The organism is Ureibacillus sp. MALMAid1270, from assembly GCF_049202975.1.
In the GTDB taxonomy this organism is placed as follows: Bacteria; Bacillota; Bacilli; order Bacillales_A; family Planococcaceae; genus Ureibacillus.
The window spans coordinates 1-26993 of the sequence record NZ_JBMIRP010000037.1 but is presented as its reverse complement, the minus strand read 5'-3'; the positions used below and the strand labels follow the sequence as shown (position 1 = coordinate 26993).

The 26993-nt window shown below is 34.2% G+C and carries 27 protein-coding genes and 2 pseudogenes; 14 read left to right on the top strand and 15 right to left on the bottom strand.

The annotated features are described in order from the left end of the window. The first annotated feature begins 450 nt into the window (after positions 1-450). Positions 451-2292: a trypsin-like peptidase domain-containing protein gene (locus tag ACOQFO_RS04365; protein ID WP_421688481.1), complete on the top strand. Its 1842-nt coding sequence runs from the start codon at positions 451-453 to the stop codon at positions 2290-2292. A gap of 133 nt (positions 2293-2425) precedes the next feature. Here ACOQFO_RS04365 and ACOQFO_RS04360 read toward each other — a convergent pair whose 3' ends face one another. The 4 genes from ACOQFO_RS04360 to ACOQFO_RS04345 all read right to left on the bottom strand — a co-directional run bounded on the left by ACOQFO_RS04360 (position 2426) and on the right by ACOQFO_RS04345 (position 6137). Continuing rightward, a complete protein-coding gene (locus ACOQFO_RS04360; RefSeq protein ID WP_421688480.1) occupies positions 2426-2926 on the bottom strand; it encodes a GNAT family N-acetyltransferase in 501 nt (166 codons plus the stop codon). A gap of 70 nt (positions 2927-2996) precedes the next feature. After that, a complete protein-coding gene (locus ACOQFO_RS04355) occupies positions 2997-3989 on the bottom strand; it encodes a glutathione S-transferase family protein (protein WP_421688479.1) in 993 nt (330 codons plus the stop codon). A 39-nt stretch (positions 3990-4028) separates the two neighbouring features. After that, positions 4029-5042, bottom strand: a complete 1014-nt coding sequence (locus tag ACOQFO_RS04350) for a glutathione S-transferase family protein (RefSeq protein WP_421688478.1) — start codon at positions 5040-5042, stop codon at positions 4029-4031. A 198-nt stretch (positions 5043-5240) separates the two neighbouring features. Further along, complete coding sequence (locus ACOQFO_RS04345; RefSeq protein ID WP_421688477.1) at positions 5241-6137, bottom strand: DMT family transporter; 897 nt, start codon at positions 6135-6137, stop codon at positions 5241-5243. 290 nt (positions 6138-6427) lie between these two features. On the opposite strand from ACOQFO_RS04345, the gene ACOQFO_RS04340 reads away from it, so the two are divergent. Continuing rightward, entirely contained in the window at positions 6428-7078 is a 651-nt protein-coding gene (locus ACOQFO_RS04340; RefSeq protein ID WP_421688476.1) for a CPBP family intramembrane glutamic endopeptidase, read from the top strand. Positions 7079-7114: 36 nt separating this feature from the next. Here ACOQFO_RS04340 and ACOQFO_RS04335 read toward each other — a convergent pair whose 3' ends face one another. Beyond that, positions 7115-7678: a TetR/AcrR family transcriptional regulator gene (locus ACOQFO_RS04335; RefSeq protein WP_421688475.1), complete on the bottom strand. Its 564-nt coding sequence runs from the start codon at positions 7676-7678 to the stop codon at positions 7115-7117. A gap of 13 nt (positions 7679-7691) precedes the next feature. Next, positions 7692-8405 carry an MBL fold metallo-hydrolase gene (locus ACOQFO_RS04330; protein ID WP_421688474.1) on the bottom strand — a complete coding sequence of 238 codons (714 nt, stop codon included), beginning with the start codon at positions 8403-8405 and terminating at the stop codon, positions 7692-7694. Positions 8406-8761: 356 nt separating this feature from the next. On the opposite strand from ACOQFO_RS04330, the gene ACOQFO_RS04325 reads away from it, so the two are divergent. The 3 genes from ACOQFO_RS04325 to ACOQFO_RS04315 all read left to right on the top strand — a co-directional run bounded on the left by ACOQFO_RS04325 (position 8762) and on the right by ACOQFO_RS04315 (position 10306). Next, complete coding sequence (locus ACOQFO_RS04325) at positions 8762-9256, top strand: L,D-transpeptidase family protein (protein WP_421688546.1); 495 nt, start codon at positions 8762-8764, stop codon at positions 9254-9256. A gap of 188 nt (positions 9257-9444) precedes the next feature. Then, a complete protein-coding gene (locus ACOQFO_RS04320) occupies positions 9445-10056 on the top strand; it encodes a YitT family protein (RefSeq protein WP_421688473.1) in 612 nt (203 codons plus the stop codon). Positions 10057-10084: 28 nt separating this feature from the next. Continuing rightward, complete coding sequence (locus ACOQFO_RS04315) at positions 10085-10306, top strand: EAL domain-containing protein (RefSeq protein WP_421688545.1); 222 nt, start codon at positions 10085-10087, stop codon at positions 10304-10306. Here the strand turns inward: ACOQFO_RS04315 and ACOQFO_RS04310 are convergent. The 3 genes from ACOQFO_RS04310 to ACOQFO_RS04300 all read right to left on the bottom strand — a co-directional run bounded on the left by ACOQFO_RS04310 (position 10265) and on the right by ACOQFO_RS04300 (position 12330). Further along, positions 10265-11140 (bottom strand): radical SAM/SPASM domain-containing protein, encoded by an 876-nt coding sequence (locus ACOQFO_RS04310; RefSeq protein ID WP_421688472.1) that lies wholly within the window; start codon positions 11138-11140, stop codon positions 10265-10267. The genes ACOQFO_RS04315 and ACOQFO_RS04310 overlap by 42 nt on opposite strands. A 118-nt stretch (positions 11141-11258) precedes the next feature. Further along, entirely contained in the window at positions 11259-11561 is a 303-nt protein-coding gene (locus ACOQFO_RS04305; RefSeq protein WP_421688471.1) for a YunC family protein, read from the bottom strand. A gap of 67 nt (positions 11562-11628) precedes the next feature. Further along, a complete protein-coding gene (locus ACOQFO_RS04300; RefSeq protein ID WP_421688470.1) occupies positions 11629-12330 on the bottom strand; it encodes a hypothetical protein in 702 nt (233 codons plus the stop codon). A gap of 241 nt (positions 12331-12571) precedes the next feature. Between ACOQFO_RS04300 and ACOQFO_RS04295 the strand changes: the two genes are divergently transcribed. Next, entirely contained in the window at positions 12572-14236 is a 1665-nt protein-coding gene (locus tag ACOQFO_RS04295; RefSeq protein WP_421688469.1) for a ribonuclease J, read from the top strand. A gap of 365 nt (positions 14237-14601) precedes the next feature. Continuing rightward, positions 14602-16236 (top strand): catalase, encoded by a 1635-nt coding sequence (locus ACOQFO_RS04290; RefSeq protein ID WP_421688468.1) that lies wholly within the window; start codon positions 14602-14604, stop codon positions 16234-16236. An 81-nt stretch (positions 16237-16317) separates the two neighbouring features. Here ACOQFO_RS04290 and ACOQFO_RS04285 read toward each other — a convergent pair. Next, positions 16318-16950, bottom strand: a pseudogene (locus ACOQFO_RS04285) (SpoVR family protein); the annotation flags it as partial. A 1121-nt stretch (positions 16951-18071) separates the two neighbouring features. Between ACOQFO_RS04285 and ACOQFO_RS04280 the strand changes: the two are divergent. The 3 genes from ACOQFO_RS04280 (at position 18072) to ACOQFO_RS04270 (ending at position 20589) form a co-directional block, all read left to right on the top strand. Beyond that, a complete protein-coding gene (locus ACOQFO_RS04280) occupies positions 18072-18554 on the top strand; it encodes a hypothetical protein (RefSeq protein ID WP_421688467.1) in 483 nt (160 codons plus the stop codon). 26 nt (positions 18555-18580) lie between these two features. Beyond that, on the top strand, positions 18581-19024 hold the full coding sequence (locus ACOQFO_RS04275) for a hypothetical protein (RefSeq protein WP_421688466.1): 444 nt from the start codon (positions 18581-18583) through the stop codon (positions 19022-19024). Positions 19025-20055: 1031 nt separating this feature from the next. Then, positions 20056-20589, top strand: a complete 534-nt coding sequence (locus ACOQFO_RS04270) for a hypothetical protein (RefSeq protein ID WP_421688465.1) — start codon at positions 20056-20058, stop codon at positions 20587-20589. Between the two features lie 519 nt (positions 20590-21108). Here the strand turns inward: ACOQFO_RS04270 and ACOQFO_RS04265 are convergent. Next, positions 21109-21360, bottom strand: a complete 252-nt coding sequence (locus ACOQFO_RS04265) for a hypothetical protein (protein WP_421688464.1) — start codon at positions 21358-21360, stop codon at positions 21109-21111. Between the two features lie 572 nt (positions 21361-21932). Between ACOQFO_RS04265 and ACOQFO_RS04260 the strand changes: the two are divergent. Further along, positions 21933-23008: pseudogene (locus ACOQFO_RS04260) on the top strand (IS4 family transposase). Between the two features lie 141 nt (positions 23009-23149). Here the strand turns inward: ACOQFO_RS04260 and ACOQFO_RS04255 are convergent. The 3 genes from ACOQFO_RS04255 to ACOQFO_RS04245 are packed head-to-tail and all read right to left on the bottom strand — an operon-like array spanning position 23150 to position 24179. Next, positions 23150-23452: a recombinase family protein gene (locus ACOQFO_RS04255; RefSeq protein WP_421688544.1), complete on the bottom strand. Its 303-nt coding sequence runs from the start codon at positions 23450-23452 to the stop codon at positions 23150-23152. Continuing rightward, on the bottom strand, positions 23392-23997 hold the full coding sequence (locus ACOQFO_RS04250) for a recombinase family protein (protein ID WP_421688463.1): 606 nt from the start codon (positions 23995-23997) through the stop codon (positions 23392-23394). Before ACOQFO_RS04250 ends, ACOQFO_RS04255 begins: the two co-directional genes overlap by 61 nt. A 35-nt stretch (positions 23998-24032) precedes the next feature. Continuing rightward, entirely contained in the window at positions 24033-24179 is a 147-nt protein-coding gene (locus ACOQFO_RS04245) for a hypothetical protein (RefSeq protein WP_169716208.1), read from the bottom strand. 140 nt (positions 24180-24319) lie between these two features. Between ACOQFO_RS04245 and ACOQFO_RS04240 the strand changes: the two genes are divergently transcribed. Continuing rightward, the gene (locus tag ACOQFO_RS04240; protein ID WP_421688462.1) at positions 24320-24649 is read left to right on the top strand and encodes a helix-turn-helix domain-containing protein; all 330 of its coding nucleotides are present in this window, start codon (positions 24320-24322) and stop codon (positions 24647-24649) included. 95 nt (positions 24650-24744) lie between these two features. On the opposite strand, the gene ACOQFO_RS04235 is transcribed toward ACOQFO_RS04240, so the two are convergent. Further along, positions 24745-24975 (bottom strand): hypothetical protein, encoded by a 231-nt coding sequence (locus tag ACOQFO_RS04235; protein ID WP_421688461.1) that lies wholly within the window; start codon positions 24973-24975, stop codon positions 24745-24747. Between the two features lie 128 nt (positions 24976-25103). Here ACOQFO_RS04235 and ACOQFO_RS04230 point away from each other — a divergent pair, with 128 nt between their 5' ends. Beyond that, entirely contained in the window at positions 25104-26567 is a 1464-nt protein-coding gene (locus tag ACOQFO_RS04230) for a recombinase family protein (protein WP_421688460.1), read from the top strand. A gap of 108 nt (positions 26568-26675) precedes the next feature. Beyond that, positions 26676-26879 carry a hypothetical protein gene (locus tag ACOQFO_RS04225; RefSeq protein WP_421688459.1) on the top strand — a complete coding sequence of 68 codons (204 nt, stop codon included), beginning with the start codon at positions 26676-26678 and terminating at the stop codon, positions 26877-26879. The last annotated feature ends 114 nt before the right edge of the window (positions 26880-26993 follow it).

The window sequence follows — 26993 nt, the reverse complement described above, 5'->3', positions numbered from 1 at the left end:
ATTGTATGAAATGTAAATGGGATTTTCGTCATATCATAATAATAAAAATACCTATTTCCTCCTAACTATACGAATGAACTCTCCATCAATTTTTTACTTTTTTTACTCTTCTCTAAATCCAATATCATACAAGTTCATCAAACCCATTTAAAAAGAATAATTCAAAAAAGTTATTTCGTATCTGTTTTTAATCGGTTAAAAAAATTTCAATTACGATTCCCTCTAATCCATTCGGTAGGTATATTGATTGTTAAAGTATATTTTCTAAATTTTAGAAAATTTATCATTTCCTGTTTACAGTTCATCATGTATATTAAGTATGTGATAAATTAACTTAATACTATTAAAATATGGCCTTATTTTATTTAATACATGATTACCTTTTTAATAGTAAAATAGTTTTAGTATGTTTTAAAAATATTTAAAATTTATTTATTAGGAGGTGGGGTAATGTTTTGTCCAAATTGTGGTGGAAATAACGATCAAAGCGCGAAGTTTTGTGGGAATTGTGGGCACGCTTTTTTAAATAACCACTCTGGAAGTCAGCAAAATAGCGATTCTTTTCAATCACACGATGAACAATCATTAAATCCTTTTTACGATGATCAACAGCAACATCATTTTAAACAACCAGGAAATCAGCATGTGCAACAACCAAATGATGGTGCATTTCAACAACCTGGAAGCAATCAGTTCCAACGTCCGGATTCAAATCAGTTTCAACAACCTGGTAATCAACAGTTCCAAAAACCGTATGATGAATTTCAACGTCCTGATAATGGGCAGTTCCAACAGCCTATTAATCAGCAGTTCCAGGGGCCAGAGAATGGACCATATCAACAACCAGTGAATGGCCAATTCCAGCAATCTGGTGGTGGACAATTCAGACATCAAGGAAACCAACAGTTCCAACAGCCTGGTAATCAGCATTTCCAACCGAATCAGCCACAACGATCGAATCCAAAACCACCTAAAAAGAATATGAAAGTTTGGATTATTTCTGGCGTTGCAGCACTCCTAATCGTTATATTGGCGGTAAGCTACGGGCTATTTACTTATTTTAACAGCCAAAACAATGCAAATCCTAATAATGATAATAATTTAGGTCAAATGATTAACAATAATAAAGACAATGAAAATAAAGATCCTGTTGAAGATGAAGACGATAAAAAGGGAAAAGACACTAAAGAACAAAAAGAAATAAAAGTAGTACAAGAAAAAGAAAAAACACAAGTCATTAAAGAATCCATGCCTAAAGTATTCACAATTATCACTCAAGATAGCCTTGGTTCAGGCTTCCTATATGCTGATGGTGGATATATTGTAACAAACGCGCACGTTGTAGCAGGTTATTCTGATGTCCTTGTTAGAAATAGTGCAGGTCAAGAATCACCAGGAACAGTTATTGGTATTTCTGATACTTTAGATATTGCACTAATTCAAAGTGATGCTTACGCAAAAACGGAGCCACTTCCGATTGAAAATAAAACATCTGACATTGGTATAGAAGTAATTGCAATTGGTAGCCCTCAAGGATTCGAAAACTCAGCTTCTATTGGTTACCTAACTGGTACAAATAGAGAAATGACAATTGATGGCTATAATTTTGTCTATGATGAGTTGTATCAAATTGATGCACAAATTGACCAAGGTAGTAGTGGTGGACCATTATTTGATGCGAAAACTGGTAAAGTTATTGGTATTAATTCGATTGTCTACTTAAACTATCAATCTTTTGCATTTGCAATACCAGTTTATACTGTTACTGATTATTTTGATGATTGGATTAAGAACCCAATGTCAGCAAGCGAAGTGATAGCTGTAGACGTTTATGCGGGTTATGAAACGGATGTTAATGACCTTGGCGAAGATTACTCAGATGTATGGGATAATGATGATTTCGATTATGGCTATTACTTTGATGAAGAAACTTTATCAAGCTTTATAACTTCATACTTCGAGTATTACGAATGGTCAATTAATGACGGAGATTTCTATTGGATACAAGATATGATCTCACCAGATAGTAATGCTTATCTTGAATTACAAAGACAAATTGAAGACTATTACGGTGCCAATTACACATTTGATTATTGGTATACGGAAATAACAGGTATTGATATATTCCAAGAAGAAGGTTATGCAATAGTCACAACCTATGAAGAATATGATGTGTATGATGAAAATGGAGAATATACAACCTACGCCGAAAACGTTGAATATTATGTAGAAATTGATGAGTTTGGTTACTATTTAATCTCTGATATTTATTACTATCAAGTAGAAGAATAAACGGAAAAGAGGCATCGAAATTGTTCGGTGCCTCTTTCTAGTATAATAACGTGAGATTGCTAAAGGTTTTCTGTCCCTGTGCCTAGGTGGGACAGGGACAGAAAACCTTTCCCTATTGTCCCATAATTGCGAATTAGAAAGTGATACGAAATGCTTTTACAACAATTCCATCTTCTAACGGAATAAAGTCCTCTTCTGGTGTTCTTACAAATCCTATTTTTTCATACAACTTCATAGCAGTTTCCATATAATCAGCTGTATGTAATCCCATAGAAGCATAACCCTTCTTTTTAGCACGATTAATACACTCTTGAATTAAAGCTTTTGCTACACCTTTCCCTCTTGCCTTATCAGAAACTGCTAATTTTCTTAGTTCTGGATAGGATAGTTGGTTGTCAACTAATCCTTGATATGCTGAGGTTTCTGCAGGATATAATACTGCCGTTCCGACAATCTCTCCGTCAACTTCTGCTACTATTGTTTCGATCCCTGGAGTATCTTCGTCTGCTATAATTTGTTGTTTTAAAGCATTCCAGTGACTCTCAGGTACTTTTCCTGCATGTTCTTCATAAGCAGCGAGTCGTATTTCCTTAACTTTTGCAAATTCAGTTGGTAATGCGTCACGAATAATCATTTTTATCTCCCTTTTGTTTCATTAGCTTCTATCAAACTACTACTCATGTGAGATTCTCTTACTGATAAAGTTATACTAGAAATTTTTCCTTTTTACCACTAATAGTTTCACGATTATGTGGCGCATTATAATCAATATTATTTGGACCTTTAGGTAATATTGTTTCACCTTTCTGATCATTACTTGCTATATGGTTCGATAAATGATAGTGAATCTTAATTGCTTCAAAATTGGTTGTATCACCAAATCCAGGAGTTTGATATAAATCTCTTAAATATCCCCATAGATTCGGGAAATCTACTATCATATTTCTATTACATTTAAAGGCATTATAATAAGCTACATCAAATCTTGCTAAAGTAGTATAAAGCCTTACATCTGCATCCGTTATATAATCTCCGAATAAGAAACGATTTGTTGATAGGCGCTCTTCTAACTGATCAAGTCTCGCAAATAGGATATCGTAAGATTCCTCATACGCTTCTTGAGAACGAGCAAATCCACATTTATAAACCCCATTATTTACTTCGTGAAAAATAACTTCACTTAGTTCATCTATTTCTTCGCGAAGATGTTCAGGATATAAATTAGGTGCACCTTCTTTATGGAAAGGTTTCCATGCAGTTTCGAAATAGTTTGTTAATCTAAAGTAATCGTTATTTACAACCTTTTGCTCTTTTAAATCCACTACAACAGGAACAGTTGGACGACCCTCATAGTCAGGATCTGTATTTAAATAAATTTCGCTTAAATATTGAATACCTAATATCGGATCTATATTTCCTTCATCAAGAGCGAACTCCCAATCTACTCTCTCAATTTTTGGACGTAGTGGAGCAACCGTTCCTAGACTAATCACATCTTCAAGACCTAAAACACGACGAACAATGACTGTACGGTGAGCCCATGGACAAATTTCTGACCAAATTAATCGATACCTTCCCGCTTCAACAGGCAATTCACCTTCTCCATCTCCAAATGGAGTACTAAAACGATTTCCTTGTCGGATAAATTTCCCTTTTCCATCGACCTCTTTAGGTATTTCTTGATTTACCTCTGCCATTGAATTGTCTTCCTTTCCCATATACCGTTATTTTTGCAACTAAATATTTGAACTTAACGATTCACGATTATTTGGTGTATTCCAAACTGAAATATCTGGACCTTTTGGAACAATCGTTAGTGGGTTATGAATTACGTTTGCTGATGCAAAATAACCTTTTTTAATCGCTTCAAAATCCGTTGTGTCACCAAATCCAGGTGTTTGATACAAATCACGAGCATATCCCCAAAGATTCGGAAAATCTACTAAACGGTTTCGATTTGTTTTAAATGCAATATGGTATGCAACATCAAAACGTGCAAGTGTTACATAAAGTCGTATATCTGAGTCAGTGATAAAATCACCGAATAAATAACGAGTTGTTGAAAGACGTTCTTCTAAATCATCGAGTCTTGCAAATAATGTGTTAAATGCCTCTTCATATGCTGCTTGTGAATGGGCAAATCCACATTTATAAACACCATTATTTACTTCATGAAAAATGATGTCATTTAGTTCGTCTATTTCCTCGCGTAGATGTTCTGGATATAAATCCGGTGAACCTTCCTTGTGAAATGGTTTCCACACAGTTTCTAAATAGTTCGTTAGTTTAAAATAATCATTATTCACGACTTTCTTTGTAGTAATATCAACCACCGCAGGAACTGTTGCACGTCCGTTATAATCTGGATCTGCATTTTCATACACTTCACTTAAATAACGGATTCCTAAAACAGGATCAACTCCACCTTCATCTAATGAGAACTCCCAGCCATTAACCGTACGAATCGGATTTGCTGTTCCAAGACTGATTACATCTTCTAAACCTAATAATTTTCGAACAATAACAGCACGGTGCGCCCATGGACAAATTGGAGCCCAAAGTAATCGATATCTACCCGCCTCAACTGGAAGCTCACCTTCACCATCTCCAAATGCGGTAGTAAATCTATTTTTTTGACGATTAAAGGAACCATCTGCTTTAATTTCATGTTCTGTTTCTGATGTTGCAATATTACTTTTTTTCTTTGCAGAAAAATCTAATTGGCATAAAGCTTGTTCATTTTCAGACATTATAAAGAACACTCCTTTTGTATAAAACAGGGTATTTTACTATGTTTTATATGAATTATAGAGTTAAATTATTTCAATTTCAAGATAATTATTATTAATAAAATATAAAACGATTCCCCACTCGTATTCCAAGTACTTTCGACTTCCCAAAAATGAAAAAAGTATCCGACATGATCGGATACTCTTCCATATTATTAATCATTCACTTTTTATAATCGGCTCTTCACTTATATTTTTATTCTTCATAAATGATAGCTTTGTCTCAGAAAGTATTATTGCTGCTAATATTAGGATTGCACCAATAATCATTCTATATGTAAGTATTTCACTTAGTAATATTACCGAGAATACCATACCCCAGAATGCTTCTGTTGATAGTATAATGGCTGTTTTTGTTTCATTTGTATACTTTTGAGCAACCGTTTGGAAGCAATAGGCTAATGTAGTGGAGAATATACCTAAGTATAAAGTTGACAGAACTCCTTCCATTTCAAAGGAGAAGCTAAATTCGCCTTTTACTAGAACCGCTATCCAAGAAAATAATGCTGCAACTCCCATCTGAACAATAGTCAGTAATATTGGATCCTCATCTTTGACGAACTTTGCAGTATAAAAAATTTGATATGCAAAGGCAAATGCACACGCTAAAGTTAACAAGTCTCCAATATTAACTTCCCCTGTAAATTGAAGCGATAAAAATGCTATACCAATTATCGCTAAAAATGCTCCTGATAATTCGAAGCGATCAATTCTTCTACGATATGCAAAAAACGCGATAAAAGGAACAATTACAACATTAACTGCTGTTAAAAATGCATTTTTTGAAGGGGTTGTATATTGTAAACCTACCGTTTGAAGTAAAAACGCTAAGTATAGAAAAATACCCAACAACAAACCTCTTTTTATAGTAGATTTTTTAATATACTTCAGTTTTTTATAAAAAACTAAACTTAATATAATAACACCAATTGAAAATCGAACAGCCAGTAGTTGATATGGAGTAAAATATTCTAATGAAATTGCGGAAAATACAAATCCGCTTCCCCAAATGATTGCTGTAATGATTAACATGGCTTCGCCTAAATATTTGCGCATGTCTTCCTCCATACTTCATTTATTTTTAGAACAATCTCAATTATAAAGTAATTTTGTATTATCTTATAATAATAATTTCTATGTACAATAATTGATACATTTACTTTCATATAAAAATTAGTCGATTTTTATTTCACAAGTCGACTATTTTTATTTTCATTCGACTTATTTCCCGAGAAATGATGAATATACAAATTATGGTTTTAATTCCTATCCTATTCATGATGAACATAATTTAATAATAAACAGAACCCCCTTTTTTCATTAATATTTCATTTCAGGAGGTTAAAATGATCAGTAAAGATAAAAGATTAATGATTTTAATTTCCCCATTGGCTATCATTTTCTTAGGTTTTTTAACTGCTTTTCTTTTTTCGAAGTACATACATGAATGGGCTTGGATTCCTCTAGCACTTGTTTACTGGCTTTCACTTGGCCTTTGTATCCTTTACTTTAAAGGAACAAAACATGTTAAAGACTGGTTCTTACCAACTAAAATAACTAGTCTATGGAATGTTATATCCCTATTGCTCGGGATGATCCCTCTATCCATATTAGCCATGAACTATCATTTACTAGATTCAACTGTATTAATAGTGCTTTGGATTGTATTTGCATTGGTTAATCCTTGGTTCGAAGAGTTATATTGGCGTGGATTGTTGTTAGATGCAACAAAGGAGATATTTCCAAAGTGGATAAGCATTGTATATAGTACATTTTTCTACTGTATTAGTCACCCATTCATGTGGGGTGTATTTTCAATTGCTAATACTTCTTATCACCTTTATATCTATCTAGTTCTAATGGGGATTATTTGGTCAATCTCATACTACAAGACAAATAGTTTAAAATGGATTACCGTTTCCCATTTTATCGTTGATATTGGAAATTTAGCAGTTTTATGTTTCTTAAACATTTATATACCACCTGGAATTCAATAGCCCGAGCATTGATCGCTCGGGCTTTTACTAACACTTTTATGACCTCTGTTTCAATACTGAAATAAATGAATTGATCATAAATTCAAAGCTTTCTTCTATGCTGATTGGTATTCCAAAAGCACCTTTTTGCTCTAAGGAAGCAAAACCATGTAAAATGCTTCTTAGTCCACGAATTGTGTGAATCATTTTATCTTCCTCTAAATTGTAATCCTGTAATACTTTCATAATCAGTTCAATAATTTTACTGCTTACTATATTAAGTTCATGATCACTTTTTTCAGGAGCATGTATCGTCAATTCATATAACCCTGGATGTTCTTGGGAAAACTCTTTATAGGCTTTTGCCATCGCTAATATGGCAATGTCCTTTTTCTTATTTGCGGTAGCTATGCTTAGTTTTTCAAAAAGTATATTTAATCCAAATAAAGACAATTCCCTTTTTATACTTGGCAAACCGTCTATGTGATTAAATAATGAGGGCGGTTTTACCGACAACTTCCGCGCAATCGCTGCTAGAGTTACAGCCTCTACTCCTTCATTATCTACAATTTCCACTGCTGTTTGAATAATTTTAGTTTTATCTAAACCTACTCTTGCCACGAATATGCTCTCCTTATATGCTCACTAATTTCTTTTCTGCTACTTGAATTGCATGTTGAATATTATTTTGGGGATTTACTATTATTTTCCCATGACCTACAGCTAATAATGTAGGTTCTAGTTGAATTATCTTTTTTACACTTTCGACTGCTACTTCCTTACTCCAAGTCGCTAACATTGGAAATGGAAAAAGAGGTACTAGTTGACCTGAAATTGCAATCTTTCCTTTCGTCTGCATTGCATCGCCCACTATAATATGACGACTTTGAGGATTAAATAAAGAAATAGAACCCGGTGTATGACCTGGTGTATGAATAACCTCCAATAAACCAATTCGGTCACCTTCGACTAATAGCCGTTCAGGAACCGTTTTTAACTTTTTGTCGAATCCGCCTTTTATAGGGTTTTTAGGCTCAAGATCATCTAATGAAAAATCTCCTCCTAATAATCGACTATCTCGTTTCGAGATAGAGACAACTGCATTTGGAAATCGTTCCTTTAATAAATCCAATGAGCCAACATGATCTCCATGGGCATGAGTTAGAACAATATTAGTTAGTGGTTTATTAATTTCTTCTACAAGTTTAACAATACCATTAAAACTCGCTGAAATTCCTGTATCAATTAATGTAAGCTCACTGTCTTCTTCATAAAGATAACAATTGACCGGAAATAAATTCGGCATGATTGTTAATTGGTATAATCTATCAAATTTCGTTATTTTCATCTTTTCATCTCTCCCTTTTTAATTCCAACAATAATCCTACTTGCAAAAAACAAAATAATGGAGACACCTTGAATGACGAATTGTAGTAGTTGAAGAATATTTACATTTAGATAAATCCTGCTTCAAATCCAAAATGTCCAACAAAACATTCACATTGGCTAATCGATAAAAACTAATGCCATTAGTTTTATTATAACTAATACCATTAGTTTTGCAACAAAAACTTTGTAAATTTATGTTAATCCGATGCAAAAATCAGAAATGATTTGAAAACTCATACTGTCATTACTTATCACGAAACGATTTCACTTTTTCACATAGAATGTATAGATAATATATGGAACGGAGTGATTCCGCTGTATCACACAGTATTGCCAGGAGAAACACTTGTTCAAATTTCAAGGGATTATCGTCTTCCACTTGCCGTAATCATCGGAGCAAATCCCACTATTAATCCAGATGTAATCTACGTGGGACAACGAATTGAAATTCCCGGTTTACCAGATCCTAATACAATACCTTATAAAATCGATGTATCTATTAATAACCGAAGATTGAGTTTATATCGAAATAATGTTTTACAAAAAACTTATCCTATTGCAGTTGGAAGAATGTTATTTCAAACACCTATCGGGAATTTTGTCGTTATTAATCGTGCACCTAATCCGGGTGGCCCATATGGAACAATGTGGCTTAGTTTATCAAAGGAGCATTATGGTATTCATGGGACAAATGATCCAAGTTCAATAGGTAAGGCCATCTCGAGAGGATGTATTCGTATGCATAATCATGATGTTGAGGAACTCGCAGATATAATCCCAAATGGCACTACCGTATCTATCCATCCATAAATCCAATAATTCCCTGAGCCTGTCTTTCATCCTATGATGAAAGGCAGTTTTACATTAGAATCTACAAACTACCTTCAAAAATTGCAGCCATATTTCTATCACACTTTGCTATATTCAATATTACTAAACTCATGATTCGTTTATTGTTTTCATATCATACAACATGTCCACTTACTTGGAGGAAATGTATGTATTTTTGGAAAAAGGGTTTAATCATCATTATTAGTAGTATTGTTATCGCATTAGGAATTAATCTTTTTCTAGTTCCATTTGAAATTTTAGATGGAGGAATTATTGGGATTGGTTTAATACTAAACTATCTTTGGAATTTAAAACCTGGACTAATGATTATTTGTTTAAGTATCCCAATATTCACAATTGCTTGGTTTTATTATCGAGATTTCTTTTACAATAGCTTACACGGAATGATTATTTCCTCATTTTTCATCGACTTTTTTAGACCACTTCAGTACTTTATTCGACTAGAACCCGTAGTTAGTTCGATGTTAGGTGGAATTTTGGTTGGTTTAGGAATTGGTATTATGCTTCGATTTAAGACAAGCACTGGTGGAACGGATTTAATTGCCCAATTTATTTGCGATAAAACAGGAATTAACATAGGGGTAATCATCTTTTTCATTGATGCCATGGTCGTTCTTTTAGGAGGACTACTAATATCAACGTCTACTCTACTCCTCTCCATCATCACAATCATGTTTGTTGGAATAACGACAAGCCTTATCACACGAAATATCCATTACTCCAATAAACATAAAAGAGATGTAACAACAACTATTTAGATCGTCACATCTCTTTAATGTATCTGCTATTTATTTAACACAGGATCTCTTTAAACTTGGTCATCTTCTAATAGCAACAAAACAACTTTTTCAAAGCTTAAAGGCACATAATACTGGGTTACAAGTAGTAGCAGAAGGTGTCTTGGAAAAAGAACAATTTGATATGCTTGTTAAAAATAATTGCGAGCTTATCCAAGGATACTTTATACTACATTCCAAATTTTTGACGGAACCCACATTTTCGACATAATTCTTCAACTGCTACGCGATTTGAGAAACCATCTACGATTCGGTTAGCTCGTTCGCCCTCAACAATTTCAGAAAATGATTGTTCGTTCACATTCCCAAGTTTTATAATACCATCCCCATCAAGACAGCATGGTACAACTGTTCCATCCACAAGAATTGCTGCATGACTTCTTAGTGCATGACAGAAGCCTTTTCCTTCATCTTCTGGTGCTAATAGACTCGGCCAACGAAACTCGTGGTCTTGATTTAAGTACACATTATGGGCAACTTTCACACCGCCGCCAGGTACTACCTTTTCTTCAATCTTATAGTCTAAATTATATTCCTTTTCGATGATATCTAGTGTTTCTCTATTTCTTCTTCTAGCAAGATCAGTAGATTGCCCTCTTTGTAAGTTCCATAAACGATAAGAAATAAGAATACCTTGTTCCTTCGCTTCACGAACAAATTCAAGAATATCCCCTAGGTACTTTTCGCGATTTTCCGATCCTTCATGTCCGTCAAAGCTATGTAACGAGAAGTTAATTTGTCTTAGCGCAGGCTTACCTAAAAGTTTCTCTCTGTTTTTCTTAATCAATGTACCATTCGTTGTAATGTTAACTTTGAATCCTTTTTCATGGGCAGCATCGAGCAATTGATCTATTCTAGGGTGCATTAGCGGTTCACCCTTTACATGTAAATATATATATTTTGTGTGCGGTTTTAGCTGATCTAATATTCTTTTAAAATCCTCAACTTTAATAATTCCCTTCGTGCGGTTCGTCGGCGGGCAAAAACTACAAGCGAGGTTACAAACACTAATAATTTCTACATAAACTTTCTTAAATGTCTTCACAATCTTTTCTCCATTCAGTCATATTGTGATTCATTTTATCAAACTCCAAGGATTATCGCAGTAATAAAAAAACTGACGTACTTGTTTTGCAAACAAATACGTCAGTGATAATTTGTATTTATATCATTTTTAATAAAGCTTCTTCCCCAATCATACCTTTTACAATTCCATACTTTTCTGCCTCATAAGTAACTGACTCAAGTGGTGCTTTTAATAATTCATCAATCGTTCTTACTCCCACTGCACGACCTGCAACAATTTTACGATCTGCTAGCTTCTCATTCAATAATCCCACATCCAACGCACCACACATAATATACCCAATGTCATTTGAGATTGTTAACAGTGTAGTTTTAGGTAAATACACCGTTACCGCTGAAAAAATGTGTCCTTGAATCGTCAAAGTTTCTGTTGAAATCATGTAAACCCTCCTCCACTTATATAAATATGGAAGAGGGTAAAATAGTGTTAATCGTTTATATTATTTCTTACATCCAATGGCCAATTAATCTTTTCTCATGTTTGTACTGATTGATGGCTAAACTTAACATTTGATACCAGTTTGTACATTCCATCATTAAATCCTTATATTCCTCGCTGTCTTTTTCGATTGAATCGTCATTATCTAAAAAGACATACTCAATTGTGTGGTTTGAAAAGTCATCTACAACAAGTTTTAACGTTACTTTTTTGATTGTGTCTTCGTCTTCTTCATCATACTCATATTCATCTGCTTCAAATACATTAATAATCGGTTTTCCTTCCTCATTTACCGTTCCCCCAATAATACCATCCCTTGGGAACAGATACTTTACTCGACCATCTTCAAGAATTGCCACTTCTAAAAGCTTTGAAAATGGGAAGGACATACATTCGAAATCCTCGTCAGTATATTCTCTTTTCGCTATATAAAAAGTATTACTTGTTTCATCTATCAATAAACTATTAAGTAAATCATCTGATAGCGTATATTTTGTATGTGGAATGCCTTTTATGAACTCTTCACTTTCTTCCAATATCTCTTCTTTTCTTCTATCCATCTCTTTTTTCATTTCAAAATAACCCCATAAAAACATCATAAAAGAGATAAATAAATACGATCCTACCATAAATAATGGTTCTAAGAAAAAGGCTAATATGAAAAAGGCTATTGCTAATAGAAATATCCAACTTATCATGAACATTTTCATTTCATTCATCCCTCTACTATAATTTTTCCAAATATAAACTTATAAAATTCTATTCGAGTTAGTAGAGTTTCATACTTAAATTTAAGAAATTAATAGAAAAAATATGATGAAAGAACTAAATGTTATAAAGTTTAACATTGATTTCCGTATTGGACATTTTGGAAATAGTTATACTAATCAATGTTATGAACTGGAATTAGATAATTGTTTTACAAGATCGTTGTTGAAAAGAGGGATAGAATTGTCTAATAATCAAAACACTTTATCGGTTTTTGCTTTAGGTGGAATTAACGAAATCGGTAAAAATATGTACGTACTTGAATACGGTGGAGATCTAGTTATTATCGACTGTGGAGCAAAATTTGCTGGTGAGGCATTGCTAGGAATTGATTTAATCATTCCTGATGTTACTTACTTACAAGAAAACCATCATAAAATTAGAGGATTAGTTGTTACCCATGGACACGAGGATCACATTGGTGGAATTCCGTATTTTTTAAAGAAGTTAAATGTCCCAATCTATGCAACAAGATTTACTCTAGGCTTAATCGAACTAAAGTTAAAAGAACATAAACTTTTACGTGAATCTACTTTAGTCGAAATTAATGCTGAATCTAAATTAGATTTCGGTAATTTCCAGGTTAGTTTCTTCAAAACAAGTCATAGTATTCCTGATTGCTTAGCCATTGTATTTGATACTCCTGAAGGAAAAGTAGTTCATACAGGGGATTTTAAATTTGATTTAACACCTGTAAATGATCAGTATACAGACATTCATAAAATGGCGAAAATCGGCGATGATGGGATTTTAATGTTAATTTCCGAGAGTACAAATGCAGAGCGACCTGGGTTAACTCCCTCTGAAAGTGAAGTCGGAAAACATATTGAAGAAGCATTTTATGGTGCGACAGGAAAGGTCATTATTTCGACATTCGCCTCTAATGTAAACCGCGTACAACAAATTGTAGAAGCATGTAAAAAAACAAATCGAAAATTGGCGTTACTTGGTCGAAGTATGGTGAACGTCGTTTCTGTTGCAAGAAATAGAGGCTACTTAGATGTACCTGATTGGATGTTAGTAGATGCACGCGATGTTAGACAATTACCACCTGAAAGAATAACGATTTTATGTACTGGTAGCCAGGGTGAACCTCTCGCAGCGTTATCCCGATTATCAACTAACAGTAATCGAGATGTAAAAGTTTTACCTGGTGATACTGTCATTTTCGCCGCTTCACCGATTCCTGGAAATGAAAAAGATGTTTCCAAGATTGTCGATAATTTATTCCAATTAGGGGCTAATGTTATCTACGGCTCATCCTCAATTACAGGTATGCATGTTTCTGGCCATGGTTATCAAGAGGATTTAAAGCTAATGCTTACTTTAATGAAGCCAAAATACTTTATTCCGATCCATGGAGAATATCGTATGTTATATTTACATCAAAAATTGGCAGAAGCAGTCGGTGTGGAAAAAGGTCATACATTTATTATTAAAAATGGTGATGTAGTCGATGTTCAACATGGTGAAGCACGTCAAACTCGCAAAGTAACAGCTGGTGACACATATGTTGATAACGCGGGTGACGATGAAGTGTTTGATATTGTTCTCCGAGATCGTAAGCAATTATCTGAAGAAGGTATGCTCGTTATCGTTTTAACGATTAGTAAAGAAAATGGTTACCGAATTTCTGATCCAGATTGCATTTCACGTGGTTTTGTCTATGCAAAAAACTCAGAAGAACTGCTAAAAAATATTAATGAAGTAGTAAAGAGAACAGTCGATCCATTTAATGATGCCAATATTATGGGTATGAAGCGTGCTATTAAAAAAGAAGTTTCCAACTTTGTATATGAACAGACGAATAAAAAACCAATGATATTGCCGATCGTTCTTGCGATTTAAAAGTGCCTTGATTAGGCACTTTTTTATTTTGAGGATATGTGATGCTCGTTAGGGTTTGAGTGGAGGTATGTGCGGGTTTGCGTAGTTTATGTGAGGGTTCTGGTCTTTTTTGTGCGGGTTTCCACGGTTTATGGGCGGCTTCTGGCATGTTATATGCGGCCAGGGATTTATGTGCGAGTTTTAGCCATTTATGGGCGGGTTCCCGCGGGTTATATGCGGCTTACGGCATGTTATGTGCGACTTTCAACCATTTATGGGCGACTTTGCGTTCTATGAAAATCAACATTATAAAAATTGTTTAATGCAAGCTCTAAACGGACATCATTTTGAGTGTACAGCAAGTTAATAACAGGAGGAAGATTTAAATGACAAATGATCCATCTAATCAAGAACAGTATCAAACGAATATCGAAAATGACGATACTCTTACAAATCGACAAGGACACCCCATTACAAACAACCAAAATATTCGTACGGTCGGAAATCGTGGACCTGCAACACTAGAGAACTATGATTTTATTGAAAAGATTAGTCATTTTGATCGTGAGAAAGTACCTGAACGAATTGTACATGCGCGTGGTGCTGGTGCACATGGTTATTTTGAAGCTTATGGAACGATTGGTGATGAGCCAGCATCAAAATATACTCGTGCAAAACTATTCCAAGAAAAAGGAAAGAAAACGCCTGTCTTTGTTCGGTTTTCTACTGTTGTACATGGATTACACTCACCTGAAACAGTTCGAGACCCACGTGGATTTGCAGTAAAATTTTATACTGAAGATGGAAACTGGGACTTAGTAGGGAACAATTTAAAGATTTTCTTTATTCGCGATGCAATGAAGTTTCCTGATATGATTCATGCTTTTAGACCTGATCCAGTTACAAATATTCAAGATGCACGACGTTTCTTTGACTTCTGTGCAAACTCACCTGAATCTTTCCATATGGTGACACTCGTTTATTCACCATGGGGAATTCCAGCGAATTATCGCATGATGCAAGGTTCTGGCGTTAACACATATAAAATGGTGAACAATGAAGGGAAAGCGGTACTTGTAAAATATCATTGGGAGCCAAAACAAGGCATTAAAAACTTAACGGTTAAAGAAGCCGAAGAAATCCAAGGGAAAAACTTTAACCATGCAACTCAAGACCTCTATGAGACAATTGAAAGTGGAGATTATCCTGAGTGGGAGTTATTCGTTCAAATAATGGAAGATGGACCACATCCAGAGCTTGATTTCGATCCACTTGATGATACGAAATTATGGCCAAATGATAAGTTCCCATGGTTACCAGTAGGACGATTGGTGTTAAATAAGAACCCTGAAAACTTCCATAACGAAGTTGAACAAGTTGCTTTTGGAACAGGTGTACTTGTCGACGGACTCGATTTTTCAGACGACAAAATGTTACAAGGTAGAACATTCTCCTACTCAGATACACAACGTTATCGAGTTGGCGCGAATTATCTGCAACTGCCAATTAATGCTGCGAAAAAACGTGTAGCTACAAATCAAGAAGGTGGACAATTACGTTATTACAATGACAAGGCCCCTGGTCAAAATTTACATGTGAATTATGAGCCTTCAAGTATGGGTGGATTAAAAGAAGCAGAGCAAGTTGGTAAAGAGTATACACCTATGGTTCAAGGAGAACTTGTAAGAGAATCAATCGATCGTAATGACAATACAAAGCAAGCGGGTGAAACATACCGTAACTTCGAACAGTGGGAAAAAGATGAACTCATTAACAATTTAGTGAATGACTTAGCAATTTGTCCAAAAGAAATTCAAGATAAGATGATTGCACTCGCTGAGCAAGCAGACGAAGAATATGGACGTCGTTTAAGAGAAGGATTAGCAGATAAAGCTAAAGAAGCAAGTAATAATCAAGAAGAGTTCTCAGAAGAGTTTCAACCGCGTCCATTAGGTGCAAAAAATGCAAGAAAAGTAATTGATGAAGTAATTAAAAAAGCGCGTAATTCAAAACCATACTAAAAAACTTGGAGGAATTTTTCCTCCAAGTTTTTTTCTTACATGTTAAGTTAATGGTGCAATCTCGAGTAGCCCACTTCCCTACTACATAAATCTACGTGAATTCTTTTTCCCATCGTAGGAGTAAAGAATCGGTTTATCTTCTACAAATGTTTCCACATGTACGGGACGACCCCATAATTTATAAATGTATTGAAGCACCTTTTCTAAATACTGAGCATCTAGCTCGGTACCTTCGTAACCGTGTTTTAAATAAAGTTCCCCACTTCTTAAATAATCGCCATTTTCTACAACGATATATGGGAATCCGCCATTTACTCTCATAGAAACAAGCTGATCTCGAACATTCTCATAATCTTTTGTACTAATACGATATTCAAGACCTTTTTTCTCAAACAAATACATATCTTCCTGCTCAACTAGCTCTTTTGTTAAATAGTTTCGGATAAAGGATATATCTGATTCAATTTCCCGTACTTCAAACATCTTTTCCCGCCCAGATCCAGGTTTCACACCCATCCGGCGCATTTCTTCTGTTGGGTTATCATATCTTCTCTCGATATCTTCAAAGATTTTCAAACCAAGATAGTAAGGATTAATGGATGTTTTAGATGGCTGCACTACTCCAGCATTTAATTTGGCGTATTCAATTGTTTCCTCAGTAGTTAAATTAAGTTCCCGCATGATTCGTTGGTGCCAATAAGAAGCCCAGCCATCCTATCGCATAGGTGTTTTTTGATGAGTTTGAAAATTAGCTTGTGAATGGAACTGCTAAAGCCATCATACATAAACAATACCGCAACAAGATGTATCGTTGCTTACATGTCTACAACAACTTAGCACTTCTCATAATCATTTCCCGCTTGTTAGTGTAAAACTACTTAGCTCCTAAAGACCCAGAGAGATTCTCCCCTATGATTTCCTTGCAGTCAAAAATAATATCTTTGTAAAGTGTATTAGATAAAAGGTTAAATCATTCCCATTCTTCCCTCCACTTTATAAAGATAAAATTATGCTAGTAATATTACTTACATAACATATCAATTCTATAATTACAGGACTGATGTTTACAAAGGTAAAATTACTGGTGCCAAATTACCGAGGTAAGTTTACAAAAGTAACCTAAGAACCGATATACCATTTTTTATTATATTTCCATATTCTAAAAACCCTTTAAAGACGATATATCAGCCTTCTTGCTCTCGGTTTTTGTATAGTCTTTCGATCGATTAACTATCCAAACACCGAGAAAAATATGAATCTCTATCCATAAAACCGAAGCCTTGATTTAAATAAAAAAACTAGATTCCATAAATATCGGGTTCGGTTGGGGATAATTAGTACTTTTTTAACGCTTGCCCAAAGTTAAGCACCAAAGGATTGTCTTTCCCAAATAAATCTAATTAATGCATACAATAATCGCCGACAAAAAACACGTGGCGTTTTTTGACGCTTACTGTTCAAAACATAAAGAACAACATTATAGAGCAAATGATGGGGTGAACTTTTGATATGTTCAAAATTATACTCACCATATTCACTATTTCATCGTTGAAATAAATGCAATAAGTTATAGCAAGAATTGTTTCGTTTTGAATATAGGGTTAGCCAGAATTTTTGGCTGACCTTTTTCTAATTGGTTTTATCATAACGTGCCTCTATTGTGATAAATAATCGGAATAACCTAGGCGTTGGTACAAGTTACCAACCTTTAAAGTGAAAGTTTTATGCTATTATTGTGAGGAAATGGTGGCGGAGGAAAAGTAAGAGTAAGAGGTTGGACTAGAGACTCAGTAATTAAAAATTATTATGATGCAAATTGGGTTTATACGCAAAAGATGACCATTGGATTTGCTCATCCGAGTTGGGCAGTATCTGGATTGGTTGGTATGGTAAGTCCAAACGCATCTACTTTCAGTACAAACATTCCAAGTTTACATTGGGCAGTTGAAGTTTTCAACCTAGTTTATGCAATCACTAAACCAATTACGGGGTATGTAAAACATGATAGGGAAGCATATAATAGACAGTTAGAGGTAATATTTGGAAATATAGGTAGCAATGCAACAGAATTACCTGGTTCAATTACATATAAAGATGCAGAGGCTACATTAAATAAAGCATCACTGAATCAATCAACTAAAAGTGGGGTATCAGCGTATTTTGAATACAATTATAACCCTGGGAGTAGTAAAGGTGATTTAAGAGCCTGGACTAAAGCTTATTATGTTTATGGTAAAGAGGTTTCACCTGGTATGCACGCTGTAATCGGAGTTCGTACTGGAAATGCTACTGTAAACTTTACTATTAATAACAATTAATTGATATGTGGAAAAGAGGGATACGGATGAAAAAACTCATTTTTATATCATCACTTATAATAACTTTCGTCTGTATAATAGTCACGGGGATGAATTTGTATGCAAAAGTAGAGCTAGAAAAGCTAGCGCTAAGTGGATATGATGCACAATTAAATACTATCAATCATCGTATAGTGGAGTTAAACTCAACATTGGAACAAGATCAAGATTTAAATAACAATCAAAGTAACTCAATAATTATTTCTCAGATAAATGGTGAATTAATTAATTCTAGACAATCATTATATACTTTAGCAGTTATAAACAAACTAATAAATGATGATAGATTTAATCAAATGGATGATTATATTAACAGAATAATTACTCTTACAACACAATATCTAAAAAGTAATAATATAAATAGTAAAGAGAAAATTTATGAAGAAATCATTGTAAATATTGGATACTTTAACGATTTAATTGATAAATAAAATACTTTATTTATGGTATTTTGGTTTAAATAAACCAATTAACATTCAATTTAAAATAAATTAGCAATGTAGCTGGCAAGCAAAAACGCTCAGTAGTTTAATCTGAGCGTTTTTCTTATAAATTACTATTCTTCAACTAACACATTAGTGCAAGAAGGTTATTTTTCTAAAATAAGATAATCCTTTTTTTTGGAATACCCTTTTTAGCATATTCAAATAAATCGTTCAAACGTTGCTGGGGGTTAGCAATTCGAACATTAACTCCAATTTTACATTAAAAGGTAAAAATGCAAACATTTTAATAAACTCGTTCAAATTAGGATTTTTAACTCATAAAAAAATAGCAATATTGTTTAATTGTGATGCAAATGCTGCGTTTTGTGTAAATTGATTTTAGAAACGGAGCTTTAACACGCCAAAATTTACCCATATTATCCAATTGTGGGAAAGTAATATAATATTTATAGTTAAATTATAACATCAGTATAATCGAGTAATCATTTTAATGCTGATGTTACAAATTAATTGGTAGTGTCAAAACTTCTATGAAAAACTGAAAATCACAATAGTTCAGGGCGGAAATCATTCTCCGAACGAGAGGACAATTTTAATTATTTTTTCTTGGTACTTGATAAATTCAAGTAAATACGCTAATAATTGAGGGTACAAACTTGTCACTTCCTTATTTGGGATTTTGGTGTCGTGTGGTAACCTCACTATTAACCAAATCTAAGGGGTGACAAGTTTTTTTGCGTAAAAAGCGAAAAAACCAACGATTACTAGCGATTTATATCTTCTAATTACTCAAATATCGAATATCATTCGGTATACTTTAAAGGTAATCTTACAAGTGAATACTCAATTGGTGACACTTTAGCACTTAAATTTAAATTAATTACGATTGCTGAAATTAACGGACAAGTATTTGTGGATTTAGATTATAATCATTACTATGATATAAATTCCGATTATCCAACTATTGAAGAATTTTTAGATTAATTTTAGAATAACCTTATAAGAGTCTTGCAATTTTGAAAAGAGTGATAGTATTGAAAAAAAAACATAAAGTATTAATTTCAATTTCAATAATTTTAAATATTGTCCTAATTTCAATTGTTATAATATCTGTTATTCACATGAACGATATAACAGAACGGACGTTTAAAACAAACGCAATCAATAAGTTATTTGAATTACACAAAACTCTCTCTAAACTGGAAAACGAAAATTGGTCTGATTTAGACTTACTTTCGATACAATTAGAAGATGCTAGTTCGAGCACTGCGCATGCGCTCAACATAGGTGTAACGAGTAAAACAATAAAAACAATGAACCAAGATGATTATGAAATGCTGGAGTTAGGTGCACTCTTAAAAAGATATTCTTTTATTACTAATCCTGATTTTTCAGCAGAAAACGTAGAAAAAATGAAATTGGAGTTAATAAGGTTCAATACAATACTAGCTGAAAATGGGTTTGACAACGAAGAGGCAATTGGTAGCTGGACAAAACAAGATTATCTAAAAAAGGTTAGAAATATCGTTTCAGAACTCGAAAAAGAGTAAGGTAATATTTAGTAAAATTTGAAGTGTCGTCAATTTATTTTTACTAATTATTCTATCCTACAATTTTATAAAAAATTAGGATAATAAATGTATCGGAACAGCTAGTGTAAGCTCGGTTTCCTTTCCCGACTTATTCTGGCTGTTTTAATATAAAGATATCCTTCTAGGATCAACGCACCCTAATTTGGCACAATGTATAAAGTTACATTCGAGAAGAATTAAAAAGACCACCCTTTAGGTGGATTAGTTTTTGTTATTAAATTAAGCCCCAGTTAGCCTCCATGAAGCCATGCTTCACCACAGAAATTGTAAGAAAAAACGTTCTTACATGGTAGTGTAAGAACGTTTTTTCTACAATCAGATAATACTTTGTTTTAGATATTGAAATACCCTTTTCATTAGCAATTCGGACATTAAACTCTTTTTTGACTTTTGTAACTGCACATTTGGTAAAGAATAATGTATTCCTGGGCCATCTATGACAATATCTAATTGTGTAAAGGGGTACGAACCAACGTTCTACTGAAAATATTGCAGTGCATTGGAAGCAGCTTCACCAATTTCGTTATATAGGTCGTCCTTTTCCTCAAATCCAAATACTCGAAAAGTAACATCATTCTTCATTAGCTCAATAACTTTTGGTTGATAAAGGATAGCTATAAAAAGTTCTTTAATATTATTCACTTCAAACTTATTACTAGAAGGACTGGGATATTGATCACGATCACTTGGTGTGGCAACAGTATAACCATCAGGTAAATCATATGTCACTTTAAAATTGCTAAACGTTGTATGATAAGTCCCAATTGGGGAGTATTGGCAATAGCACCAACGAAATCAAAAATGATTGCTTTTACTACTTTCGTAAGTTTACTAGTGTAATTACCCCTTTACCGAACTGCAAATTAGCCATCCTATCCCTTTGCCGAATTGATTAATTTGCTTTCATTAATTTCCGTTCTGCCTAGTACCGTTAAAGCCTTGTCACATATGGGACAAGCCTCTTTTTTTCCCAATCTTAGTTCGGTAAAGGGATAGTTTGGGGATCCCTCAACTATCCCTTTACCGAACTCTAAAAAGCCTATAAACATATGATCCTACCCCTTTGCCGAGCTTTATTGATTAACCTAACGATTTTTATTACGTTTTTTATTATTTTAGCACTAGTGTCGCATTAAAATAATTAATTGCACTCTAATAAACCGAATTTTCTGTAATATATTCATCGGATAAAAAATGCCTTTATAATGGTTTGGTGGTAGTAATCTATCCAAATCCAAAATAAAGGACAACGCATGGATAAGTTTACACGAAAAACATCATTTGAATAATGGTTTTCACCTATTTCAACAGGCTTATTTGAAGAACTAGTGAAAACCTTCCAATTAAATTACTATACAAAGAAGCTTCATATGGCTTCATTTATGAGATTATTACTATTTGCGCAACTTCATGAAACGGAAAGTTTACGTGCATTGAGTGATTGCGTCTTTTCAGAAGAATTGCAGAACGCAACGAACCTTGATTCCATTAGTTTCTCTCAGTTAGGTAGACGATTAAATCAAGTTCCGACTGAGCTCTTTCAAAAGATTTTTCTGGATGTAGTTGGGCAAATTCACAGAAAGACTGATTTTCAAAGAAGACGAAAATTGACGACCCCACTGAAAATCATTGATTCAAGTACCTTACCATTAAACTTGAATAATCATAAGTGGGCGAAGTTCCGTAAAACAAAGTCAGGAGTAAAGCTTCATTTGCGCCTTGTCTTTATGGAAAAAGGTTGTTCCTATCCGGACAAAGCGGTACTCACAAATGCGATTGAACATGATCGTGGTCAGCTTGAAGTACTTGTCGATGACAAAGAATGCATGTATGTGTTTGACCGTGGCTACTGGATTATGAACGATTCGATCGCATGACAGATGAAGGCTATTTCTTCGTCTCTCGTTTGAGAAAAAATGCGGTTATACGCCTGATTGAACCCTTTGAGTTGGCGGAAAATTCGCCCGTTTTATCAGATGAAATGGTCGTCATCGGAACCACACAAAATCGGTCGGAGAATGTGTTTCGTTTGATAAAATTACTAGATACAAAAGGAAACGATTTACATTTACTCACGAATCGATTTGATTTAAGTGCAGATGAAATCGCTGAACTATACAAATCACGCTGGGCGATTGAATTGTTTTTCAAATGGATGAAACAACATTTGAACATCAAAAAATTCTATGGTCAAAGTGAGCAAGCTGTGCATAATCAAGTGTACATCGCGATGATCGTGTACTGTTTGAATGTACTTGCCCAGTTGAACACGAACAGTAAGCGAACTTACTTACAGATCAGTCGGTATTTAAAAGCTGCTTTATGGAAATCTGCACACATTTGGTTACGCAAAATCCAAGGAAATAGCGTCCCATAAAGCTACTTTCTAGTCTCTGTTGCACTCGACAATGGTTATAGTAAAAAAATGGATGTTTACTACCTCAGTTTTAGTGTTTTCGATTTTTCATTAAAATCAGGGAAAACAAAAACTGAAAATTCAGACGTTATTTATGCGACGCTAGTGAGACAATAAATAATTAAAATTTTCTTTTGCTCTCTTTGGCTTTTTCCTATCTTCAATTAATTGTTGTGCTAAAACAAATTCATCTGGAGTGATAACCGCTAACTCATCAACCGAACGCGACACTTCGCGGTTATCAAAACTGGCAACTCGAATCCCCATATAGATTGGGTTTGTAAGGACATCCGATACATTATTCCTAGTCCAATCATTTTTCCCTCTTTTAAGACCGACTTCCTTTAATTTCTGGGCCAACTTTTCCATATTTCCATACTTGTCAGTATTCCATTCCTGAAATATGAATTTAATAATCTTAAGTTCGTCTTCATTTCTAATAATTTTCGTTTTATCTTTATCAGTGGAATAGCCAAAAGGCAAATGGCCAATACTTTTACCCTAAGAAAATTGTTTAATTTAGTATCCGAAATTCGTAAATTGATTTGTTCCCCTTCCCTTTGATTCATTACCCCTATAAATAATTCCATTAGTTCCCCCAAAATATCGAAACGCATTGGAGGTTCATTTTCTGCGATGAAATGTACATCCACACCGTGTCGCATAAAGAGTTTGTATAATTCAAGATGCTCTTCTACTTTTCGTGCTAACCGATCCCTTTTATAAACAAGCAATGTTCCAATTTTCCCAATCCTTATATCTGTCATCAACTGTTTCATTTTGGGCCTTTCGTTTAATTTTTTTCTTGCCGAAACAGCAGGTTCTGGATATTCGATATCAATCAGAATCCCCTTTTTTAGTGCAGATTGGTTGATTTCATATTGCTGCGTCGTAACAGATTCTTCTTGAAGTTGCGTCGAACTCCGATAATAGGCAGCTGTTTGTTTCACTCTATACTCCTTTCATTAATCGTCGTTTTTTCCCCCTACCCTTTATCTTTATTCAAACAACGCTCTGAAAATTGCCTTTTTGTAATTTCCATTAACAACTTCATCCATTCATTCGCCGCCTCTGGGTCATGAACATATTGGATTGATGTTAATCTTCCTTTTACTTTCTTTGTTTTAGCCATTATTAATAACCTCCTTTCTTTGTCCTCTAGAAGGACTGTGCTTAACTTTTATCGAAATAAGGACAAACAATGTGCGCATAAGATAAGTCTAACTGTGCATCATTTTTAAATTTGAATATTTAACTAATGGAGGTACATTCATGCTGCAAAATCTCGGACCACTAATTCGGACTTTACGTATCAATAAGGGAATCAGTTTAAATGCATTCGCAGAAAAATTGGATGTTTCACCAGGTTATCTCAGTAATTTGGAGACAGGAAAAACGGATACGATTCAATTATCACTTCTTGAAAAATTGCAAAATGAATTATATGTTTTACCGCTAAATGCTGGCACATCGGATGAATTAGAATCTCGACTCAATCATGCCCTTGAACAATTAAGAGAATTAGAAAAACTTAATCCAGATGCAGCACAATATTTGCTAAATACATTCGAGCGGGGATTAGAGCTTTTATTAAAAAATTAGGTTACAGGAACATTATTGACACTTTTTAACAACGTTATTCACTATGGTGAACGATATGTTTATAATAATGAATAAATTTCTAAAAAAAGGAGAGTCTAACCAGTAGTGGTTGGACTCTCTTTCATTGTTTCCACAGAAATATCGACAACTTTGCTGGCGTCTAAATTAAGCTCCTTATTTAAGAAATGGATAGCTGAACAACTCCTGACTTTCTTTTCCCAAAGCAGAAAAAATTGTTTTATTTTTTCTTGATTTGTCTCATTTAAGTCTGATATTACATCGAAGCCAATATTTCCAAACCTGAAGCTAATTTTTACATCGTCCATGCAATCCCCCTTTATACATGTCTATGCGGTCGATGCGAGGAATTGAATTGGACAACCCTATTTTCTTTTATTAATGATTTTTACTGTTTTCTCATATAAATGGACAAACAGAACTTGGAGGAAACTTAATGAATGAATTTTCATTAGAAAATGCTAGGTCGGTCGCACTTTACTGCCGTGTTTCAACCGACGAGCAGGCACGAGAAGGAGTTTCATTAGATGAACAACAGGACCGTTTAAAAGCATATTGCCGAGCGATGGGCTGGGATGAAATTCCTCTCCTATTTATTGATGATGGATACTCGGCAAAAAACTTAGATCGTCCACAACTAAATAAGCTTTTAAAAGAGGTAGACAAGGGAACAATATCAAGAATCTTGGTTACGAAACTCGATCGCTTAAGCAGACGCTTATTGGACTTGCTGAAACTGATTGACACATTTCAGGATCATAAAGTTTCTTTTATATCTATTAGTGAATCATTTGACACAAATACCCCTTCTGGTCGATTGACACTTCAAGTTCTTGGAGCTGTTGCTGAATTTGAACGTGAAAGAATTCGTGAACGGGTATTTGATAATATGCTACATGCAGCTAACCAGGGGAAATGGCTTACGCAAAGCCCATACGGCTATGACCTTATCAATAAAGAACTTGTCATTAACGATACTGAATCAAAAGTGGTAAAAAGAGTGTTTGATCTTTACCTTCAAAAAGGATTTGGGTATTACAGCATTGCAAAACAGTTAAATGAAGAAGGTATTCCGTCAAAACAAAAAAAAGAATGGTCGATTCGTTCCATCAAGCTTATGCTTACAAATCCTGTTTACAAGGGGACATTGGTTTGGAATCGAATTGATAGGAGTAATCAAAAGCAAGTAGAAAAAGATGATGAGGAATGGGTAGTGGTTGAACATGCCCTCCCCTCAATTATTGATGAAGAAACTTGGGATGCCGTCCAAAAAAAAGTTCCTGGTAAAAAAATACACCCTCGGTCCAAAACGAGCCCACATTTACTTGGAGGATTATTAAAATGTGGCAGATGTTGTGCTGCGATGAGTATCAGTTGGATGGGGCCAAAAACAAAAAGAAGGCGTGTTTACCGCTGTTCAGCTAATAAGAATAAAGGAACTTGTACAAGTAAATGGTATAACGCTTCGGACGTAGAAAGTTGGTTTAAACGGGGATTGCATCAATTATCCAAATCGATCAATCAATCATATGTTATTATGATCGCCAGTCAAGTAAAAGAAGAAGAAAAAAGAGAAATACAGCAACAAATACATACTGCAAAGAACCGTTACAAACGTAAAGTAGAAGCCTATACCGCTGGCTTAATTGAATTAAAGGATTTACAAGCAGAAAAGGAAAGAATGGAAAGACTAGTAGAAGAAGCAAAAAATCGAGAATCAACCACTTCCGTTAACACTTCGGAGCTTGAAGACAAGGTTAATAAAAAAATTGCGACTGTAATTGACGCAATCGATAATCTTCCCGTTGTCGAAGCTAAATCCTTAGTCCAAACAATGGTAGAGAAGGTTGTATTATATGAAGAAAAAAATATCGAAATTGTACTATTAAACCCATCGTAGGAGTGAACAACATGAAATCCATTACTCTTATGGATATGTTAGTAACAAAATCTTTTAGCAATATTTTAATACTAAAATGCGAATTAATTAATCAAAAAAACATGGGGATTGTCTTTTATAAAGAAGACAGCAAATCAAAATTTCATCTTGGCTGAAAATCAGATTAATCAAAGGCAACTTTACAATGATAAAGTTATTGTTGTATTTGATGATTTTCATAATGGAATTATCGGCATTGTTGCTGCAAAAATTACTGAATTGTACAAAAAGCCTTCGATTGTTATTTACTCAACTTTCGCACCAATAAAGTAGGTGATCCACGTTGATTGTTAAAGGCCTGCGGCCTTTTCATTATGTTACTTGACAATGTTAATGAAAAATGAAAAACACCTCGTTCTTTTGGTATAGTGTAATTGATTAGAAAAC